Origin of the sequence: Evansella vedderi, from assembly GCF_030813435.1 — a bacterium.
GTDB classification, from domain to species: Bacteria; Bacillota; Bacilli; order Bacillales; family Salisediminibacteriaceae; genus Evansella; species Evansella vedderi.
The window spans coordinates 413,853-435,544 of the sequence record NZ_JAUSUG010000002.1 but is presented as its reverse complement, the minus strand read 5'-3'; the positions used below and the strand labels follow the sequence as shown (position 1 = coordinate 435,544).

General features: G+C 39.3%; 19 protein-coding genes. 17 read left to right on the top strand and 2 right to left on the bottom strand.

The window, feature by feature from the left end:
• Positions 1–146: 146 nt before the first annotated feature.
• From J2S74_RS04275 to J2S74_RS04220, 12 genes are all read left to right on the top strand, one after another.
• The gene (locus tag J2S74_RS04275; RefSeq protein WP_307322259.1) at positions 147–1,745 is read left to right on the top strand and encodes a xylulokinase; all 1,599 of its coding nucleotides are present in this window, start codon (positions 147–149) and stop codon (positions 1,743–1,745) included.
• A 268-nt stretch (positions 1,746–2,013) separates the two neighbouring features.
• A complete protein-coding gene (locus tag J2S74_RS04270) occupies positions 2,014–3,486 on the top strand; it encodes a protein adenylyltransferase SelO (RefSeq protein WP_307322257.1) in 1,473 nt (490 codons plus the stop codon).
• A gap of 86 nt (positions 3,487–3,572) precedes the next feature.
• A complete protein-coding gene (locus J2S74_RS04265; protein WP_307322255.1) occupies positions 3,573–4,037 on the top strand; it encodes a divergent PAP2 family protein in 465 nt (154 codons plus the stop codon).
• A 212-nt stretch (positions 4,038–4,249) separates the two neighbouring features.
• Positions 4,250–5,245 carry a LacI family DNA-binding transcriptional regulator gene (locus J2S74_RS04260; protein WP_307322253.1) on the top strand — a complete coding sequence of 332 codons (996 nt, stop codon included), beginning with the start codon at positions 4,250–4,252 and terminating at the stop codon, positions 5,243–5,245.
• A gap of 207 nt (positions 5,246–5,452) precedes the next feature.
• A complete protein-coding gene (locus tag J2S74_RS04255) occupies positions 5,453–6,853 on the top strand; it encodes a sucrose-specific PTS transporter subunit IIBC (protein WP_307322252.1) in 1,401 nt (466 codons plus the stop codon).
• Positions 6,854–6,935: 82 nt separating this feature from the next.
• Positions 6,936–8,381 carry a glycoside hydrolase family 32 protein gene (locus J2S74_RS04250; RefSeq protein ID WP_307322250.1) on the top strand — a complete coding sequence of 482 codons (1,446 nt, stop codon included), beginning with the start codon at positions 6,936–6,938 and terminating at the stop codon, positions 8,379–8,381.
• A 562-nt stretch (positions 8,382–8,943) separates the two neighbouring features.
• The gene (atoD, locus tag J2S74_RS04245) at positions 8,944–9,597 is read left to right on the top strand and encodes an acetate CoA-transferase subunit alpha (RefSeq protein ID WP_307322248.1); all 654 of its coding nucleotides are present in this window, start codon (positions 8,944–8,946) and stop codon (positions 9,595–9,597) included.
• 2 nt (positions 9,598–9,599) lie between these two features.
• Complete coding sequence (locus J2S74_RS04240; protein ID WP_307322246.1) at positions 9,600–10,232, top strand: 3-oxoacid CoA-transferase subunit B; 633 nt, start codon at positions 9,600–9,602, stop codon at positions 10,230–10,232.
• 48 nt (positions 10,233–10,280) lie between these two features.
• A complete protein-coding gene (locus J2S74_RS04235; protein WP_307322243.1) occupies positions 10,281–11,465 on the top strand; it encodes an acetyl-CoA C-acetyltransferase in 1,185 nt (394 codons plus the stop codon).
• An 88-nt stretch (positions 11,466–11,553) separates the two neighbouring features.
• Positions 11,554–12,327 (top strand): 3-hydroxybutyrate dehydrogenase, encoded by a 774-nt coding sequence (locus J2S74_RS04230; RefSeq protein WP_307322241.1) that lies wholly within the window; start codon positions 11,554–11,556, stop codon positions 12,325–12,327.
• A gap of 262 nt (positions 12,328–12,589) precedes the next feature.
• Positions 12,590–13,873: a GntP family permease gene (locus J2S74_RS04225; RefSeq protein WP_307322238.1), complete on the top strand. Its 1,284-nt coding sequence runs from the start codon at positions 12,590–12,592 to the stop codon at positions 13,871–13,873.
• Between the two features lie 119 nt (positions 13,874–13,992).
• Entirely contained in the window at positions 13,993–15,396 is a 1,404-nt protein-coding gene (locus tag J2S74_RS04220) for a sigma-54 interaction domain-containing protein (RefSeq protein ID WP_307322237.1), read from the top strand.
• 65 nt (positions 15,397–15,461) lie between these two features.
• Here J2S74_RS04220 and J2S74_RS04215 read toward each other — a convergent pair whose 3' ends face one another.
• On the bottom strand, positions 15,462–15,959 hold the full coding sequence (locus tag J2S74_RS04215) for a hypothetical protein (RefSeq protein ID WP_307322234.1): 498 nt from the start codon (positions 15,957–15,959) through the stop codon (positions 15,462–15,464).
• A 95-nt stretch (positions 15,960–16,054) separates the two neighbouring features.
• On the opposite strand from J2S74_RS04215, the gene J2S74_RS04210 reads away from it, so the two are divergent.
• Positions 16,055–16,630: a vWA domain-containing protein gene (locus J2S74_RS04210; protein WP_307322232.1), complete on the top strand. Its 576-nt coding sequence runs from the start codon at positions 16,055–16,057 to the stop codon at positions 16,628–16,630.
• 247 nt (positions 16,631–16,877) lie between these two features.
• Complete coding sequence (locus J2S74_RS04205) at positions 16,878–17,339, top strand: DUF6407 family protein (protein WP_307322230.1); 462 nt, start codon at positions 16,878–16,880, stop codon at positions 17,337–17,339.
• A 24-nt stretch (positions 17,340–17,363) separates the two neighbouring features.
• Here the strand turns inward: J2S74_RS04205 and J2S74_RS04200 are convergent, their stop codons facing one another.
• The gene (locus tag J2S74_RS04200) at positions 17,364–17,669 is read right to left on the bottom strand and encodes a hypothetical protein (RefSeq protein WP_307322228.1); all 306 of its coding nucleotides are present in this window, start codon (positions 17,667–17,669) and stop codon (positions 17,364–17,366) included.
• A 299-nt stretch (positions 17,670–17,968) separates the two neighbouring features.
• Here J2S74_RS04200 and pssA point away from each other — a divergent pair, with 299 nt between their 5' ends.
• From pssA to J2S74_RS04185, 3 genes are all read left to right on the top strand, one after another.
• Positions 17,969–18,676, top strand: coding sequence for a CDP-diacylglycerol--serine O-phosphatidyltransferase (gene pssA / locus J2S74_RS04195; RefSeq protein WP_307322227.1), 708 nt, complete (start codon positions 17,969–17,971; stop codon positions 18,674–18,676).
• A gap of 182 nt (positions 18,677–18,858) precedes the next feature.
• The gene (locus J2S74_RS04190) at positions 18,859–19,029 is read left to right on the top strand and encodes a hypothetical protein (protein WP_307322224.1); all 171 of its coding nucleotides are present in this window, start codon (positions 18,859–18,861) and stop codon (positions 19,027–19,029) included.
• A gap of 322 nt (positions 19,030–19,351) precedes the next feature.
• Positions 19,352–21,601, top strand: coding sequence for an ATP-dependent helicase (locus J2S74_RS04185; protein ID WP_307322221.1), 2,250 nt, complete (start codon positions 19,352–19,354; stop codon positions 21,599–21,601).
• Positions 21,602–21,692: the final 91 nt, after the last annotated feature.

Here is a 21,692-nt window from a genome sequence, read left to right as displayed (position 1 = left end):
TGTTGTTATTTTGATAACTCGAAGGAGTGAAAGGCGGAGACTGAAACGGATTCGAGTGACAAGTTGTCAATAAGCAACAATTTATTAGAAAACAGCATTTATTTTTTTACATAAATCACTTTAATCAGTTATTGGAGGAAAATCACATGAGTCTTGATGTAAAAAATGCCATTGAAAGTGGCAAAACAGCACTTGGTATTGAATTTGGTTCTACTCGAATTAAAGCAGTTCTCATTGGAGAAAACAATGAACCGATCGCATCCGGGAGCTATGACTGGGAAAATAGCTATGTAAACAATATCTGGACATACAGTCTTGAGGATATTTGGAAGGGATTACAAGACAGCTATCAAAAGATGGCAAACGATGTGAAACAGCAATATGGAGTCACCTTAAAAACAGTAGGATCCATTGGTTTTAGTGCCATGATGCACGGCTATATGGCTTTCGACAAAGATGGAGAACTTCTCGTACCTTTCCGTACATGGCGTAATAATATTACTGAACAGGCTTCTACAAAATTAACAGAGGTATTTAACTACAATATTCCTCAAAGATGGAGTATTGCTCACCTGTATCAAGTAATCTTGAATCAGGAAGAACATATTGCCGACATTAGCTTTCAAACAACGTTAGCCGGTTATATCCATTGGAAACTAACAGGAGAGAAGGTTCTAGGAGTTGGTGAAGCATCTGGTGTATTCCCAATTGACTTAGAAACGAAGAACTACAATCAAACAATGATCGGTCAATTCAATGATTTGGTAGCTCCTAATAATTTACCTTGGAAATTAGAAGATATTCTCCCTAAGGTCTTGTTAGCAGGAGAAAATGCAGGAGTACTTACAGAAGAAGGAGCTAAGCTTCTGGATGTTACAGGAGAGCTTCAAGCTGGTATTCCCCTTTGTCCGCCAGAGGGTGATGCAGGAACTGGGATGGTTGCAACAAACAGTATTGCGAAACGCACTGGTAATGTATCTGCAGGTACTTCAGCTTTTGCAATGGTTGTACTGGAAAAAGATTTGTCTAAAGTACATCCTGAAATCGATCTTGTTACGACACCTACAGGTAATCTAGTAGCGATGGCTCACTCAAATAATTGCTCTTCCGACTTGAATGCATGGGTAGGATTGTTTGATGAATTTGCAAAAGCAGTGGGTATGAATGTAGACGCGAATGAATTATATGGAACTTTATTTAAGCAAGCCCTTCAAGGAGATCCCGATGGTGGCGGCCTATTATCTTATGGTTACCTTTCCGGTGAGCACATGACTCATTTTGAAGAAGGTCGTCCATTATTTGTTCGTTCTTCAGAAAGCAATTTCAATTTATCTAATTTCATGCGTGTACATTTGTTTACAGCATTTGGCGCGATGAAAATAGGCATGGATATTCTTCTCAAAGAAGAAGAAGTGAAGCTTGATCAAATTTTAGGTCACGGTGGTTTGTTTAAGACAGAAGGCGTAGGACAAGGTTTCTTGGCTGCGGCTCTTAATGTTCCTGTTTCTGTTATGGAAACGGCAGGAGAAGGAGGAGCATGGGGTATCGCCCTTCTTGCATCTTATATGGCTAACAAAGAGAATAACGAAACATTAGAAGACTATTTAAATCAGAAAGTGTTTGCAGGTCAACAAGGTAAGACTATGTCCCCTGACCCTAAGGATGTAGAAGGCTTTGAACAATTTATGGAACGTTACAAAAAAGGACTTGCAATCGAAAGAGCAGCAGTTGACAATCTTAAATAACTTTTAGATATTTAACGGGACAGGAGGTCAATCTCCTGTCCCATTATTGGTTTTATAGGGAATAGTCCGAAATGGATTACTGAATATACATAAAATGCGGCAGGATATTATAACATGTTGAAGAAGAAACTAATGAATGAGCTTTGTATTATTTTAGTTAAAGGCTGTTTTCGTAAACTTTATTGCTTTTTTTGAAGAGCTTGGAGGAGCGAAAGGCGGTGACTCCTTTTAGAAAACAGCTAGTTAAAAAAGAAAGGAAGGTACATAAATGAGTAATGAAGGATTAGAAACAGGCTGGAACCTGAAGAATAGTTATGGTAGGCTTCCGAAAACATTTTTTTCCACCATCAATCCTACCCAGGTTCGTTCACCGGAGTTGATTATATTTAACGATACTTTGGCATCCTTTCTCGGCTTAAAGGCCGATGCTTTAAAAGGTGAGGAGGATGGTACAGCTGTCTTTGCGGGGAATCAAATTCCCGAGGGGGCAGAGCCACTTGCCCAAGCATATGCTGGCCATCAATTTGGTCATTTTACGATGCTGGGAGATGGTCGGGCTATTCTTCTAGGAGAACAAATGACTCCACAAGGTGAGAGGATGGATATTCAGCTAAAGGGATCTGGTAGAACACCGTACTCACGTGGTGGTGATGGGAGAGCGGCACTTGGGCCGATGCTAAGGGAATATATTATTAGCGAAGCCATGCATGCCCTTGGTATCCCCACTACCCGCAGTTTAGCAGTTGTGACAACAGGAGAGCCAGTATATCGTGAGACAGAATTGCCCGGTGCTATCCTGACCCGTGTGGCTGCAAGTCACCTTCGTGTTGGTACCTTTGAATATGCTGCAAGATTTGGAACGGATGAGGAGCTTCGGGAGCTTGCGGACTATGCTATTAAGCGACATTTTTCAGATGCTGAAGAGGATGAGAATCCGTATCTTTCCCTTTTAAATGCTGTAATTAAAAGGCAAGCTGAGTTGATTTCAAAATGGCAGCTAGTTGGTTTTATCCATGGGGTAATGAACACGGACAACGTGACCATCAGTGGAGAAACGATTGATTATGGACCATGTGCCTTTATGAATACGTATGACCCAGCAACCGTATTTAGTTCTATTGATAGACAAGGCCGCTATGCGTATGGAAATCAGCCAGGTATTGGTGGATGGAATTTGGCTAGATTTGCTGAAACCCTATTGCCTCTCCTTCATGAGGATGAGGATCAAGCCTTAGAAATGGCACAGGATGCAATATCCAATTATTCTAAGTTATTTAAAAGTAATTGGATCGGAGGGATGAGGGCAAAACTAGGGATATTTAACGAAGAGCAAGGAGATGAAGCCTTAATAGAGGCTCTCCTTGGACTCATGCAAAAACATAGCGCTGACTTTACTAATACCTTCCGTAATTTAACATTAGGTGAACTGTCGGAAATGGAATTGTTCGAAGCAGAAGAATTTAAACAGTGGCATAAGCAATGGCTAGAGAGGTTAGCTAGGCAGGATCAATCGAAAGACACGTCCATTGAGCTGATGCAGAGCAAGAATCCTGCAGTAATTCCAAGAAATCATCGGGTAGAAGAGGCATTGGAAGCAGCAGTGGAACAGGAGGACTTTAGTGTGATGGAGCAGTTGCTTGATGTTCTTTCCAATCCTTACGAGCTTTCGCCTGGAAAAACAGAGTACTGCAAACTACCAGATCCATCTGCCGGCCCTTACCGAACCTATTGTGGAACATAACAGTAAATGCTCTTGGCCAAATATATTTATATCTCACTGTATAGATTAGGCCTATTTCCCGAAAACTAATCAGAGAGGTGATTAGGGTGAGTAGAGGGATCGTAACATCATTAATTGCAATTGTTATTGCCCAATTCTTGAAAATACCTTTAAAGCAAAGGGAAACAAAAAAGTGGGCTTGGGAAACCTTTTTTGAAGCGGGTGGAATGCCCAGCTCCCACTCCGCTGGTGTTGCATCATTAGCGACCTACACTGGCTTAAAATTAGGGATAAGAACACTGGACTTTGCATTATCGGTTATTTTTGGTTTATTAGTCATGTACGATGCACAGGGGATACGAAGACATGCTGGGGAGACTGCAATTAAAGTAAATGAATTAGAAGCCAAAGTAGAACAATTAGCAGGAGAGTCCACTGGCAGTTACCATGAACGAAAAGAAAAGCAATTAAAAGAGAAGCTTGGCCATCAGCCTGAGGAAGTCTTTGCCGGAGCTATATTAGGTGTAATTGTCGGTGGCATAAGTCATCTATTAGAAAAAACTTATCGCTAAAAATGATTTAAACGTATATTAATAAATAGGGGAGCAGGAATCGGATAAAACTTCCTGCTCCTTTTATGTTGCATACTGATTTATTTCTAAAGGTGTATACATGTACACTTTTTTTTTGTTTCTGAAAAAGCTATAATTGTGTTTTCAGAAACGAAAAGTGAGTTTTAACTATTTATAATTCTCTAAAACAATGGTTTGGGGGTGTTATTTGAATGTTAACCATAAAAAAAATTGCTGAAATGGCCCAAGTTTCAAGAACGACAGTGTCACGTGTATTAAATGATTCTGGATATGTAAGCGAAGAGGCACGGAAACGGGTGCTGGCTGTTATCGAGGAGACGGGATATGTACCGAGTCAGCATGCAAAATCACTTCGGACAAAGAAAACGAAGGTAATTGGAGTGATTCTTCCAAAACTGAGCACAGAAACTTCTGGCCGAATTGTGAATGGAATGAATGATGTATTTCAGGAGCATGGGTACCAAATCCTCCTTACTAGTACGAATCTAGATGTTCAAAAGGAAATGGAATATTTACGTCTATTAAAAAGTAGACAAGTAGATGGAGTCATTCTGATTGCCACCAATATTAACTCTAAGCTAAAGGAGGAAATTAATCAGCTAAATCTTCCTTTTGTAGCCATCGGACAAGATATTTCAGGAGTATCATGTGTGACGTATAATGATTACGAGGCAGCGAAAGCAATGACAGAGCTCCTTATTGCGAAGGGACGTAAAAATCTCGCATTTATTGGAGTGGATGAATCGGATCGTGCAGTTGGTTATGATAGGAAACAAGGTTTTATCGATGCAATAAAAAAACACGGTCTTTTGTTGCGGGAAGAATGGATGGAGAAAGGCAAATTTGATATTGAGTCTGGCTACGAAGCGATGAAGCAGATTATTCATAAAGCAGGGGGAGGTCCGTTTCCTGATGCTGTTTTTGGGGTTACGGACAGGATAGCAATTGGAGCAATGCAATTTTTAAGAGAAAAAGGCCTTCAAATTCCAAAGGATATCTCCGTTGCTGGAATTGGCGCTTCTGAGATTTCTCGTTTTGTTCATCCTCCTTTAACTACGATGGATTATGAGAATGAGAAAGCTGGACAACAAGCTGCTCAGATTTTATTAGAACAAATTAATACAAATAAAGAGAGGGAAAAAAAGGTAAAATTAAATTATAGACTTCTAGAACGAGATAGCATATAATCGTTTTGAGAACGATAACAAAAATAATAACTCTTTCTTATTATGAAAAACAATAATATTAATTTGCTGGATCTTTTTTTACAATACGTAAAATGGATCCAATAATATTTATGTTTGTGGAATCGATTCCACAATATTTTTTATTAAATTGTGGAATCGATTCCATATTAAAGCTACCATAAGAAGGAGAAAAAAGGAGCGGTAATAATGGCTGAAAATCATCAAATTGCAAAAGAGATTATTGAAGCAGTAGGGGGAGAAGATAATATAATTTCCGTTGCCCATTGTGCAACTCGATTACGGATTATGATAAGTGATAAGGAGAAAGTGGATCAAGCTAGAATAGAAGATACAGACAAAGTTAAGGGAGCTTTTTATAATTCTGGCCAGTATCAAATTATTTTTGGGACAGGAACGGTAAATAAGATTTATGAGGAAGTCACAAAGCTTGGCATTGGAGGAGCAACAAAATCTGAGCAGGCAAAAAAAGCAGCGAAAAGCGGGAATGCATTCCAAAGGGCAATTCGTACGTTTGGGGATGTCTTTGTACCCATTATTCCGGCGCTTGTTGCTACTGGTTTGTTTATGGGGTTTAGAGGGCTTGTTATGCAAGAGCAAGTTCTTGCGCTGTTTGGGATGACACCGGATGACATTTCGGAAAATTTCCTGCTGTTCACGCAAATTTTAACGGATACGGCATTTATCTTTTTACCAGCCCTTGTTGCATGGTCTACGTTCAGAGTTTTTGGCGGGTCACCGATAATCGGAATTGTACTAGGGTTGATGCTTGTTAGTCCTGCACTTCCTAATGCATGGGGTGTCGCTAGTGGAAGTGTTGAACCACTCATGTTTCTTGGATTTATCCCAGTTATAGGTTACCAAGGATCAGTACTTCCAGCGTTTATTGCGGGAATCATTGGAGCAAAATTGGAAAAGCAAATTCGAAAAAGGGTACCTGATGCATTTGATTTGATCGTTACACCATTTTTAACACTACTTATTATGATCGCATTAGCGTTGTTTGCAATTGGACCAATTTTCCACATGGTAGAAGAAATAATTTTAAGAGGAACTGTTGCTGTTCTTGAATGGCCTTTTGGTATTAGTGGAATTTTAATCGGATTTTTTAATCAAATAATTGTTATTTCTGGTGTACACCACGTATTTAATATGCTTGAAATTCAATTACTGGAGAGATTTGGGTTTAACCCGTATAACGCAATTGTTACTTGTGCAGTTGCGGCGCAGGGCGGGGCAGCTTTAGCTGTTGGGTTAAAGACGAAAGCAAGGAAGCTAAAAGCGTTGGCACTTCCTTCTTCACTATCTGCTTTCTTGGGGATTACAGAGCCAGCAATTTTTGGTGTCAACCTACGCTATGGAAAACCATTTTTGATGGGGTTAATTGGTGGAGGAGTTGGAGGATTTTTTGCATCGATCTTTGGATTAAAAGCAACAGGAATGGCCATTACCGTTATTCCAGGAACATTACTTTACCTAAACGGCCAAATTTTGCTTTACTTGCTTGTAAACTTTATTGCTATTGGAACGGCGTTCACTTTAACTTGGATGTTTGGATACTCAGATAAAATGCTGGAAAACAAAAAATAATAAAGTTCACTTCTTAGAAAACGGTTGATCCTTCTAAGAAGTGAATAGGAATGAATGACTCAAAAAACAGGAGTTTTATAACATGAATCAAGTAGATTTACTTCAGAAAGCGTATAAGAAAGTCGAAGATAATAAAGAGAATATACAATTAGATCCATACCGTCTTCATTTTCACTTAATGCCCCCAACAGGGTTATTAAATGACCCCAATGGACTGATTCATTATAAAGGGACATACCATGTATTTTATCAGTGGAATCCGTTTCAAACGGCACATGGATCTAAGTTTTGGGGGCATTATACGTCCCGTGATTTGATCCATTGGCAAGAGCAGCAACCAGCACTTGTGCCCAATGAATGGTATGAGAAAGATGGCTGTTACTCTGGAAGTGCGATTGAAGCTAATGGGGAATTGGTTTTGTTTTACACAGGAAATGTAAAACATGGAGAGGATAAACGGGAAACCTATCAATGTATGGCTGTTTCTTCCGATGGATTAAAGTTTGAAAAAAAGGGGCCTGTACTTTTTTTACCTGAGGAATATACGTCTCATTTTAGAGATCCGAAAGTATGGAAGCGAGAAGATGTTTGGTATGCTGTTGTAGGGGCACAAAATCTCAATAAAGAAGGAGTTGTTGCCCTTTTTTCTTCAACCAATTTAAAAGAGTGGAATCATATAGGAATTCTAGCAGGAAGCAAGTTAAATGGATTGACTGATTTAGGCTATATGTGGGAATGCCCTGATTTTTTTAAGTTAGGCGAGAAGGATGTTTTGCTCGTTTCTCCCCAAGGGGTGGAAGCGAAAGGCCATCTTTATCAAAATGAGTTTCAGTCAGGTTATTTTATCGGTAAATGGAAAGTAGGAACAACAGAATATTTGCATGGAGAATTTACTGAGCTTGATCGGGGCTTTGATTTTTATGCGCCTCAGACCTTTGAAGATGAGCGTGGCAGAAGGATTATGATCGGTTGGATGGGAATAACGGATGAACAGGAAGTGTATCAACCAACGATAGAAAAAGGCTGGGTTCATGCATTAACGATTCCCCGAGAACTGGTGTTAGAGGGGGAAAAGCTCATACAAAAGCCCGTTACAGAACTGAAGCAGTTAAGACAAGAAGATGGTATAAAGTATAATGTAAAGTTAGAAAATGAAGAAAAGTCGTGGGAAAAACTAGCTGGTGTTGTCAGTGAATTGAAGATACGGTTTGAACATCTTGAGGCTGAAACAATCGAGTTAAATATACGTAGTCATCTAAAGCTAACGTACAATCAAGACCAAAATCTTTTTACGTTGCAGAGAAAACGATTTAAGGATGGCAAGGTCGAAAGTAGGAGCTGTGAACTTCCGAAATTAGAGGAACTTTATATATATTTAGATACAAGTTCCGTTGAAATTTTTATCAATGGTGGATCCGAAGTGTTTACAGCTCGATTCTTTGCTGATCCGAAAGATGAAGAGTTTGCAGTGAACGTGAAAGGGCAAGTACACCTGTTTATTGAAAAGTGGAATCTAGTATCTAGGTGACTACGACCTTTTTAAAATATCATAACTCCGGGAAATTGCACTGAGAGTGATTACTTGTGGGATAAAAATAAACAATGCTAAGAGGATGAGTCAAAAGGTATAAAACACCTTTTGGACTCGTCCTCTTTTTCTTTTTGGAAGGCTGTTTTTTTAAAAGGTTACTCCTGCGCCAAGAACATGTTGTATCGCTTGGATTCGCTACAGGCGGACCCCTTCCGCTTCCCCAAGCTTGTTCAAAAAAGCAACAAAGTTTACCAAAACATCCTTGGGAAAAAAAGCACTTTTCCGCCATTCCGGAAAAGTGACATTTATTTTTTCCGGAAAAGTGGAAAATTCCATTTTTCCGGAATTGTAGAGGAAGGGTTACTGTCACTATTTTTTTAGTCTAAAAAATAAAATAAAAAACCTCACGTCAAAATAAGTAAGCGTTTTCTAAGGTTATGGACATTTTTATTATAAAAAATTATTTAAGAAAGCATTTTTTTAAAAGTTGGCACAGAAATTGCTTATTAATAGGGTGAGTGATTGGAAGACAATCATCATATCTTGGAGGTGCTTTTTTATGAGTAAAATTACTTCATATGACGAACTCATACCAATGTTTAAAAATGGAATGACTGTTATGTCTGGTGGGTTCATGGGGGTAGGTACTTCGGAAGTGTTAGTATCTGCTTTATTGGAGTCAAATGTAGAGGGATTAACCCTAATTGCAAGTGACACAGCAACGGAAGATAAGGGTGTTGGCCCTTTGATTGTTAATAAAAGAGTAAAAAAACTTATCGCATCACATATTGGGACGAACCCGGAAACTGGGAGACAGATGATTCAAGGGGAATTAGAGGTGGAATTAGTACCTCAAGGAACCCTCGCTGAGCGAGTGCGTGCCGGGGGATCAGGACTTGGTGGAATTTTAACTCCAACTGGTGTAGGGACAGTCGTAGAAGAAGGAAAGAAAAAAATGGAAGTTGATGGTCGGGAGTTTTTGTTAGAAAAACCTTTGCGTGCGGAGGTTGCCCTTATTAAAGCTAAAAAGGCAGATAAGTTTGGAAATCTTGTCTATAACCAAAGCGCTCGCAACTTTAACCCGATGATGGCATTGGCTGCTGATTTAGTCATTGCGGAAGTGGACGAGATTGTGGAAATAGGGGAAATTGATCCACATGAGGTGGCAACTACAGGTATCGTAGTGGACAAAATTGTTGTAGGAGGACAGTAAATATGACTGCAAAAGAAATTATTGCTGCACGTGCAGCGAAAGAGATGAATGACGGTGATGTTGTTAACCTTGGCATTGGATTACCTACATTAATTCCCAATTACTTAAGGGAAGGGGTTAATGTCATTCTCCAATCAGAAAATGGTTTTATTGGCCTTGGACCTGTAAAGGGTGAACCTCAAGGGGAACTCGTAAATGCAGGTGGACAGCCTGCAGGAATTAATCCGGGGGGAGCCTTTTTCGACAGTTCCTTTTCATTTCAGTTAATTCGTGGGGGGCATGTGGATGTTACGGTTCTTGGAGGATTAGAAGTGGACCAGTACGGTAACCTTGCGAACTGGATGATCCCAGGAAAAATGGTTCCAGGAATGGGTGGTGCTATGGACTTAGTGACAGGTGCCAAAAATGTAATTGTGACGATGGAGCATTGTTCCAAAAAAGGAGCACCTAAAATCCTCGAAGAGTGCAGATTACCGTTAACGGGAAAAGGCGTCGTAGACGTGATTATTACAGAGTTGGCCGTTTTTACTGTAACGGAGGACGGTTTAGTTTTAGAGGAGTTGCAAGAGGGTGTGGACCTGCAAACGGTAATTGATAGAACAGAAGCGAACTTCAGAATTCCAGAGCTGGCATAGCTCACAGCTAAAGGATAGTAGAGTCATTGAATAATAGGAGGGTGTTATATGCGTGAGGTTGTTATAGTAAGCGCTGTCAGAACAGCAATTGGAAGCTTTATGGGATCCCTAAGTAAGACCCCAGCTACTGAATTAGGAGCCATTGTCATTAAAGGAGCTCTAGAACGAGCTGGATTAAAGGGAGATCAGGTAGATGAAGTCATTATGGGGAATGTTCTTCAAGCAGGACTTGGTCAAGGCCCTGCCAGACAAGCAGCTCTTAAGGCAGGAGTACCAGTGGAGGTAGCCTCCACAACCATTAATAAGTTATGTGGATCAGGTTTGAAAGCTGTTCATTATGGTGCTCAAGCGATCCAATTAGGGGATGCAGACATTGTTGTGGCAGGTGGCATGGAAAACATGAGTCTTGCCCCTTACCTTCTAATGGAAGGGCGTACTGGCTATAGAATGGGCAATGGGAAAATGATAGACAGCATGATTCAGGATGGTTTGCTATGTGCAGTTAATGACTACCACATGGGAGTAACAGCAGAAAATATTGTGGAAAAATACGGATTCAATCGGGAACAGCAAGATGAGTTTGCTGCGTGGAGCCAGCAAAAAGCGGAAGCAGCAATAAACGCAAACAAATTCGAAGATGAAATTGTTCCAGTGGAAATTCCACAACGTAAAGGTGATCCAATTGTTTTTGCTAAAGATGAATTCCCAAGAGCTGGCGTTACAGCGGAGAAACTTGGGAAATTAAAGCCAGCATTTAAGAAAGACGGAACTGTAACACCGGGAAATGCTTCTGGAATTAACGATGGAGCTGCTGCTCTTGTTCTTATGAGCAGAGAGAAAGCAGCATCTCTAAGAATTAAATCTTTAGCGGTTCTTCGTGGAAATGGATCTGCTGGGGTGGATCCGGAAATTATGGGAATTGGTCCTGTTCCAGCTACGAAAAAAGCTTTGGAAAAAGCAGGTGTTACATTAAATGACATGGACTTAGTGGAAGCAAATGAAGCCTTTGCGGCCCAAGCATTAGCAGTAGGCAATGATTTAGAAATTCCAAGGGAAAAGTTAAATGTTAACGGTGGGGCTATTGCTTTAGGCCATCCCATTGGTGCAAGTGGAGCGCGTGTTTTAGTTACGTTATTGCATGAAATGAAGAAAAGGGATTCCCGTTACGGCTTAGCTACCCTTTGTATTGGTGGCGGTATGGGAGTTGCAAGTGTTGTGGAGATGGAGAATTAAGAATATATTATTCTGCTTGGATACGCTGTAGGCGGACGCCTTCCGCTTCTCCAAGCCTTTTCGAAAAAAATTATTGGGGGAATGTAAGATGGAAAAGAAAGTAGTTTTTGTTACGGGGGCAGCTAGTGGAATTGGATATCAAATTGGTGAAGCATTTCTTAAGGATGGAAATCGTGTAGTTTTTACAGATATTAATGAAGAAAAAATTAAGGAAGTTACTGAAAATCTACGAAATGAAGGTTTTGATTGTTTAGGGTTAAAAGTAGATGTGACAAAAGAAGAAGATATTAAAAATGCCATTGAAGCAACGGTAGAGAAATATGGAAGATTAGATGTTTTATTTAATAATGCTGGCTTACAGCATGTGTCGCCAATCGAAGAGTTCCCAACAGAAAAATTCGAATTTATGATTAAGGTAATGCAAATTGCACCATTTATCGCCACGAAATATGCATTCCCTATCATGAAGGAACAAGGCTTTGGCCGCATTATTAACATGGCATCCATTAATGGACTTATCGGATTTGCAGGTAAATCTGCTTATAACAGTGCAAAACATGGGGTAATTGGTTTAACGAAGGTTGCTGCCCTAGAAGCTGCTGATTACGGTATTACTGTAAACGCTATCTGTCCAGGATATGTGGATACACCACTTGTTCGAGGTCAATTTGAAGACCTTGCTAGAACTCGTAATGTACCAGTTGAAAAAGTAAAGGAAGAAGTCCTCTACCCATTAGTACCACAAAAACGTTTACTAGACGTTCAAGAAATTGCTGACTATGCTATTTTCTTAGCAAGTGAAAAAGCAAAAGGAATTACAGGTCAAGCAGTTGTTTTAGACGGAGGATACACTTGCCAGTAATTTTATACGAAAACTATGTTTTAATACATTGTTTATTTTCAAACGAAGTTGATTGAAGCGAGTGCCTGAAGCGTAAATCAACTTCCAAATTTAGCACAGTCAAAATAGTTTTCATTTATCGTGGTGTCTATAAAGACATGGGAGTTTTGAACACGCTTTAATATGGTTTTGCGATAAGAAGTTAACATCTCGGCACTTGTATGACCAGGGTGTGCAAATGCCGAGACTTCCATTATTATATTGATTATTGAGGGGTGTAGTTATGTTTGGAATTATACTAGGTCTAATCGTTTTAATGACCCTCGCATTCATGGGATGGTCCATCATTTGGGTTGCACCAATAGCAGCTGGGGTTGTAGCGCTAACTGGCGGCTTAGACCTGTTAGATGCTTATACGAACACGTACATGAGTGGGTTTGTCAACTTTGCGAAGAACTGGTTTCCAGTTTTCATGCTAAGTGCTATCTTTGGTAAGTTAATGGAAGATACAGGAATGGCAAAATCCATTGCCACTGTATTGTCCAGGTTAATGGGTACAAAACGAGCTATTTTAGGGGTATTACTATCTTGTGCTGTGTTAACGTATGGGGGAATTAGTTTATTCGTTGTAGTATTTGCTGTTTATCCTCTAGCGTTGTCCTTATTCCGTGAAGCTAATATTTCTAGACGGATTATGCCTGCTACTATTGCATTAGGTGCTTTCACGTTCACAATGACAGCGTTACCAGGAACGCCACAAATCCAGAACTTAATTCCAATGCCTTATTTCAATACGAATGCCATGGCAGCACCAATCATGGGTATCGTTGCAGCGCTTATTATGGGGTTTGGTGGTTACTACTATTTAATTTGGCGTGAAAAACAGCTCACCGCTAAAGGGGAAGGCTTTGTTGAACCGAAGGACAAGAGTTCCATAAAAGTTGTTGAACATACGCCGAACGTTTATTTGTCATTATTACCTCTTTTAATGGTCTTATTAACTTTAAATTTATTAGATTGGCATATTGTTGTTTCACTACTTTCTGGTATCTTACTTATTCTATTACTAAACATTTCGAGAATAAAAGGTTTTGTACCTTCCATTAATGGTGGAGCAGTAGGGTCTGTTACGGCAATTATAAACACAAGTGCCGCAGTAGGGTTTGGAACAGTTGTACAAGCAGTCCCTGGTTTTAAAAAGCTTACAGAAATGCTCATGAATGTTCCAGGTAACCCACTTATTTCAGAAGCTATCGCTGTTAACTTATTAGCTGGTGCCACTGGGTCTGCTTCAGGTGGAATGGGTATTGCGTTGGAAGCATTAGGAGATCAATATTATCAAATTGCATTAAGCACGGGAATTAGTCCGGAGGCCTTTCACCGTATTGCATCCCTATCATCTGGAGGACTAGATGTTCTTCCGCATAATGGTGCCGTATTAACACTTTTAACCATTACTGGATTATCACATAAAGAAAGCTATAAAGATATTGCAGTAGTAGCCATTGTTATTCCTATTATCGCTACTGCAGCTGCTATTGCTCTTGCTGCAATGGGTATCTACTAAACAGGAAGTTTACTAAAAGACTCCAAAATTTGGAGGAAGCTGTTTCAAATGGAACAGCTTCTTCTTATTATAAAATTTGATATAATAGAGTCTAATTGATTGGAGGTATTTTAATCGATATGAAAAGGCTTCCATTTGAATGGTTAGAAGAAATTATTCGACTTAGCATGGAACGAATCGTTGTAGTGGATCGGGATGGGATAATTGCTTATATAGATGATGCGTATTGCGATTTCTTAGGAACATCAATGGATAAAGCTATAGGTCTTCCGGTACAGGAAGTTATTGAAAATACGCGGATGCACATTGTACTGGAAACAGGTCAGAGGGAAATAGAAAATCTTCAACCGATTAATGGCAGTGTAATGATTGCGAATCGATACCCTATCATCATTGATGGTGAACTAGTGGGAGCATTGGGGACAGTGATGTTTCCTGATCCTGATAACTTAAGACTTTATAAAAATAAAATGAATAAGCTAATGGAAGAATTAAATTTTTATAAAAATAAATCGGTAAACGAATTGAAAAGTAAATACACATTCAACGATCTAGTAGGGAAAAGTGCTGAATTCACTACCGTAAAAATATTAGGGGAAAGAGTAGCAGGTAGCGATTCCTCTATTTTAATAACTGGGGAGTCTGGAACAGGAAAAGAGTTATTTGCCCATGCCATTCATCATAGCAGCTTACGTAGTGAGTACCCATTTGTTCCTATTAACTGTGCATCCATTCCCGAAAGCCTCTTTGAATCGGAGCTTTTTGGCTATGCGGATGGAGCCTTTACGGGGGCAAAAAAGGGAGGAAAAGAAGGACTATTAAAGGTCGCTAATCAGGGGACAGTTTTTCTAGATGAGATCGGAGAGTTATCTCTTACTTCTCAAAGTAAATTATTACGGGTATTGCAGGAGAACGAGATTCAGCCTGTGGGGGGCCAAAAGACAGAGGCAGTTAATTTACGAATTATAGCAGCTACAAATCGAAATCTAGCAAAGATGGTGAAAGAAGGCACCTTCCGTCAGGATCTCTTTTACCGATTAAATGTAATAAATATAGAGCTTCCACCCCTTCGAAAAAGGAAAGAAGATATTGAAGCCATCTCTAGAAGTCTATTATTAAAGCTAGAAAGGAAATTTTACAGAAATGGCACAGACTTAACTCCTGAAGTTATTAAAGCTCTCGAGGCGCATAATTGGCCTGGAAATGTACGAGAACTGGAGAATGTTCTAGAAAGGGCGATCAACGTTCTAGATGGTAATAGAATTGAATTAATCCATCTACCTTTATATATTACCGATAAAGAAGTAAAGCCACAAAACACAAGCTACTCTGGCAACGAGGTAACTGTTAACCTATCCTCATCCCATTTTCGACCTCTTAAGGAAACAATAGAGGAAGTAGAAAAAAAGGCTATTATACAAGCCATGGAATTAACAAGCGGAAACAAATTAGAAGCAGCTAAATTACTAGGAATAGGTAAAACAAGCTTTTATGATAAATGTAGATATTATGGAATTAAATAATTTTTTGAATGCAACATTTTATTAGGGAAGCTTGCTCCAATCTTTTTATGGCGACAGCTTCCCTATTATTTTAATCCCCCACCTGTCAGCGGCTTTAAACTGAAATAGTCCAAGGCTTCATTAACGAGCTGTAGGTCATAGATCTTTTTTTCGAGGTGAAATTGGATGATAAGGTCGGCAGTTTCGCTGTTGGATAAAGAATAGCCTGCAGAGCTTAATAGCTTATCCATTTCGTCATCATTTAATTCAAGGGCGAAGGCCAATGCAATGACGGTATTTTTCCCTAGACGGTAGTTAGGGTTGGAACGGATTTTGGAAAAGTGTTTCCGATCAATGCCGGCTTTTTTGTATATCTCCGAATCACTTGCCCCTTTTGTATCAATATAATTAAACAACACTGCCTTTAAAGTAGGTTGACGATTTTTTTCGATGAAATCTTCCAGCTCAATGGGAGACATATCTGCCAAAATATATTCAGAGGATTTTACCGATTCTAATACAATCACATCCGTATGAAATCGAATATACTCTTCTAACTCTTCCAATAGCTTTTTATCGAGCATGTCTCTTCCTCCAAAATGTCGCTTAGGAAGCGACCATTTATTGTTGGTATCCCTTTAGTATTATCTTATCAAATAAATGGGAGGAGAGGATATTTATGTTGACTGAAATCATTTTTTTACTGGATCGAAGTGGTTCAATGGCAGGGCTAGAAGGGGACACGATTGGCGGGTTCAACACTTTTGTTAAAAGGCAATGCCAGCAAGAAGGAGAAACGATTATCACTACTGTACTATTCGATGATCAATATGAAGTATTGTGGAATGGTGTAGATGCAGGGTCAATTAAACTGACGGAGAAGGAGTACTACCTTAGGGGTTGCACAGCACTCCTAGACTCTGTTGGAAAAACCATTTTGGATGTAGGTCACAGGTTGAATAATACAAGGGAGGATCGCAGGCCTAATAAGGTTATTTTTGTCATCACAACCGATGGGATGGAAAACGCAAGTCGAGAGTTTTCTTATGAAAAGGTGAAGGAGCTCATCAAGCATCAGCAAGACAAATACAGCTGGGAGTTTATTTTTATGGGAGCAAATATGGATGCGCCTAGAGAAGCAGATAATCTTGGCATCACGATGGAAAATGCCTTCAGCTTTGAAGCATCCAGTAAAGGCGTTGAAATAATGTACGATACCATTTCCGAAGCAGTCCTAGAAAAAAGGCAGAAGTAACTATATGGAAAAGGCAGTAGCGATCCTCAATCAAGGGTGGCCTTTTTATCAAAGGCTGTTTTCGTATACTTGGATGCTTTTTAATAAGCTTGGGGAAGCGGAAGGCGGCGACTCCAGCGGGAAAAGCAACGACTGAAGACACCGTGGGGCGGTTTTCCCGAGGAGGCTGAAGTGTTGCCCGCGGAGCCAGGATGGCGACATTATGCCGTTGCCCACAAGCGGGGCCTGAAATGCTTCCTCGAATAGTTTGCGTCGAGTAATCGCAGACGCAGGACGTGGGCTGCCTTTAGGCGTAATTGGTCTGCCTGAAGCGTATCCAAGCCAAATTTATATTCTTAGAAAACAATTTTTTAGAAAAGAGCCTTTTCAAAAGTTTGTTTTTCTTTTGCAATCACGGTACAATTTTTCCATAGAGGTGAAGGTGATGAAAGGAAAAAAATCCATTCAGCAATTTGTTTATGATACAATCGCTGCCACAGAGAGTTTTGACCCGAATAACCCAAATAGTCTCAAGGAAATTATTAAGGCTGTCATTCATTATTATGAATTAAAGACGGACTCTGTCTTAGAAGGGAAAACGGAGACCTTGTATTTAGCCTCCATTGCCGAAGAAAATATACTTACTAGAGCAGCCCAGCTGGCAGTTGGGGATAAGGAAGACATTACGATTGAGGAAGTTTATAATAGTCAAGTTGTAAGAAAGCATTAAAGGGCGATGTGAGTCGAAGCCATGCTATTGAAGCTCCGGCCTTTCCCTTTTTAATTTAAAATAAGCATTTACAAATTCTGAGGGTTCTTCCTTTATATAATAGGTACGAACCCCTTTGTTTGTATGCAAATAAATATACCCCATTGCTCCGTCCTCTTCTTTCTTTCTGTAAGAAATGTCAAAAATAGAGGTGATGGGATACATATAGTCCTTTACGGTAATCTTGTCTTCATAAAGCTTCATATCGTATGTAACCTCTACAATTTTCTTTTCAATGGGACTAATCTCCTGATGAACCTCTACACATTGCTGAACTGCCAATGGCTCCATGTGTGAAACAACTCCTTTAGATTTGATGCCTTTAAAAAAGAATAAGATAATGGTGTATGAACATTCTCCTTACGTCTATATTAAAAGTATGAGAGCCATTAATCAAATTAATGTACTTTATAAAGGAATATTTCACAAAAGCGATTGTTATCGACAACTCCAAGTAGTGGAAAGTAACTGTTGGAACGGATTCGAGTATAAAAAAGATTACTTTTGCCATGGAAAAGAAAATATACTATTGTATAAGGATAGATATATAAATATGAAAATTATTGTATGGAGTGGAGTGGGAACGTAGCATGAAAATAACGAAAGGCATACCAAATATGGTCACGTTGGCCAACCTTTATTGCGGGTTTTTATCCATTGGTTTTGCCGCTGACGGACAGTATAATAATGCAGCCATTTTAATATTAATTGGAATGATGTTAGACAGTATGGACGGCAGATTGGCGAGAATGCTGAATGCAGATAGCACATTTGGGAAGGAATTAGATTCCTTGGCAGATATCGTTACGTTTGGTGTAGCTCCATCCTTTTTAGTATATTATACATATTTTTTCCAATTTGGTTTGTTGGGATTTGCTGTTGCCGGTCTATTTCCCTTATTCGGGGCCTACCGTTTAGCTCGTTTCAATGTGACACCACCAAAATCATCTATGAGCCATTTTACAGGTGTGCCCATTACAGCAGCGGGAGGAATACTGGCTTTACTAACATTGTTCGGGAATACAATGCCTGAAATTATTACGACCGTTATCTTTACAGCATTGTGCTTTTTAATGGTAAGCAGGATAAAAATTCCAAGCTTAAAGGATGTGCCACTTCCTAAATACGGTACAATTATAACGATATTTCTTGGGTGTTTACTAATTGTGATCTATAGAGGATCCTATACTCAGTTTCCTTACTTGATTTATATCGCTACACCACTTTATATTGCTTTTCTAGCCTATCGATTTGTCCAAGGTAAAAAAAGAAAGAAATTAGAAAGGGAAAATTCATAAGGAAAAGTGCCATTCTCATGTAGGGGATGGTATTTTTTATTTTTCTGATGAATTTTTAGAAATACCTGAATAGTGCAGTGTGCTGAGAAAATTTTTTCTTCACGAAAAATACAAAAAATTTAGTGTATTAATTTTCTTGATTTGGAGAATATAAAAATGATTTTAGAAAGGAGGTGCGGTTCATGGAAGCAGATATGACCATGGAAGAAGTACTACTAGAAATTCAACAGTTAAAGGAGGAAATGGGGGTATTAAGTAAGAAGAAGCTAAAGAAAACACACCCAAGGTTAGTGAAAAATGCCCTTTACCATTTCCCTGACTGGCAGCATGCAGTAGATGAAAGTATTTCTTAGGCCTACATACTTCATAGTGACGACATCATAGAAAAAATATAAAAAGGTCAGCGTTCGAGATAGGACGCTGGCTTTTTTTATAGGGGAGAGCTTGGATGGGGTGTGGTGGATTTTGTTGGGATTTGTCGAATCGCACATAGAAGGTATAAAATCGCACATAGAGCTCTGAAAATCGCACATATAAGCTGAAAAACCGCACATAGAACCGCAAAAACCGCACATAGACAGGTAATTTTTTGGAGATACTATCATAGTAGGTTCTTAATTTGTTAATCTTATATAATAGAACTAGAATTAATATGTAAAAATGAGAGGGATTTATATGAATAGGCTGTCAGGGGAAGTGTTTTTTGAACGTAAAAAACAGGAAATTGGTGTTTCTTTAAACGAAGTTCAGAAAAAGGCTGTACTACATACGGAAGGGCAATTACTGTTGCTCGCCTCACCTGGTTCGGGAAAAACTACCACCATTATTATGAGAATTGGCTATCTTATTACGGAAAAGGGAGCAGATCCTTCTCGTATTAAAGGAGTTACCTTCAGTAAAGCATCTGCAATGGATATGAAGGATCGATTCCAACGTTTTTTCCCAGAGCTTGCCCCTGTTGATTTTTCTACCATTCATAGCCTCGCTTTTGAGATAACGAGAGAATATTTTTATAAAAAAAGATTGACATTTGATTTGATAGAAGGAGACGCTAACAAGAAGAATAACGGACCGCAGCAGCTTCCCCTAAATAAAAAGTTGATTTTACGAAACCTCTTCGAACAGCTTGTCGGGGACAAGATAACGGAAGATCAAATGGACGAGCTCACAACCTATATTAGTTTTATTAAAAATAAACTTCTTCCGAAAGGGGAGTGGGCTTCCGTAAAATGTGAAGTACCGCGGGCTCAGATGATTTTTCAAGAGTATGAGAAGCTAAAGCGATCACAGGGAACGAACCTTTTATTGGATTATGATGACATGCTGACGATTGCTAATCATGCCATGGAAAAGGACCTTAATCTTCTAAGGAAGTATCAGAACAGATATGATTATGTATTAACAGATGAAAGCCAGGACACGTCCATGGTCCAGCACGCTATTATTGAAAAATTAGTAAAGGAACATGGTAATTTGTGTGTGGTTGCCGATGATGATCAGTCCATCTATACGTGGAGAGCTGCGGAACCTCAGTATTTACTTAACTTCAAAGAGGTGTTTCCCGATGCTGAAATATTGATGATGGAACAAAATTATCGTTCATCGAAGGATATAGTAGATGTGGCCAACCAATTTATTAAAAGAAACAAGCAGCGTTATGATAAAAATATGTTTACAGAAAATCCCTCCCAAGAGCCTATACGGATCCAAACGCTGACTGATTATAAATTCCAAGCAAAATATGTGGTACAGGCTATTAAGGAAAGAACAGGGAATTACTCCGACGTAGCTGTTTTGTTTAGGAACAATTCCTCGTCCATCATCCTTATGAATGAGATGGATCGAGCGGGTATTCCCTTTTATTTGAAGGATTCCGACAATCGCTTTTTCTCCCATTGGGTCGTTGAAGATATCTTGAATTTCATGAGGATGAGCTTTAACATGAAGCGAGCAGATATTTTTGAGAGAATTGGGATGAAAATGGACTTATACATTTCCAAAAGTAAGGTGGAGTCTCTCAAACTAGTTTCTAGTGATCTATCTGTTTTTGACCAGTTACTTGCAAGTGGAGAATTAAAAGGGCATCAAGTGAAAAAACTCAAGGAAGCAAAGAAAGTCTTTCAGGAGATGAAAGGGGCCAAGCCACTACCAGTCATTAGAATGATCCGAACGGATTTGGGTTATGAAAAGGTCCTTGAAAAAATCTGTGAACGACTAGGTTTTAAAATGGATTATCTAAATGGAATTCTCAATACGTTAGAGGAGATCGCCGATACCCTTGAAACGATGGAAGACTTTGCAAAACGACTGCAGTATTTAGAAGGTTTATTGAAGAGCTCCAAGTTCAACAAGGGAAAAAACGTAGTGACCTTCTCCACCCTTCATAGCTCTAAAGGGCTAGAGTTTAAGGAAGTGTACATGATCGACCTCATCGATGGAATTATTCCGTCACAGGATGACATCGATTCCTATCGTGATGGAGAATTAGAAATGATGGAAGAGGCAGTTCGGCTTTTTTACGTTGGAATGACTCGGGCACAACAGAAATTGGTCCTAGTAACCTATTCCACCAAAGATTTTGTCAGAGTTCGCCCCTCTCAGTTTGTAAGAGATGTAAAGAAAATAATGAACCCTCCAAAGGAAAAGCGAGAGACAGAGGCTGATACGAAGAAGAAGAGTGGAATAAGCCAGCGGAAAAAGTTTCAAGATGAGGTTGTTACCAATCCGAACGCTATAAAGGAAAAGGAATTATTAAAAGAAGGGGAGACCGTTAAACACCGGGTTTTTGGCAGAGGGAAAATTGTAAAGGTTGATCATACCCATATTATAATGCAGTTTCCTAAAGTGGAGAAAAAGCTGCTGCTGCAGATGTGTTTAGACATGGGGCTACTGGAACCGTTGGAGAATGAAACGACACAGGGGTAATTTGTGCCACCCTTGTTGATTCCCCCCTTTACTTTAGAAATCTAAAAAAATGTTAAAAATTATGACACTTTAGTTAAAATTGAATAGATTT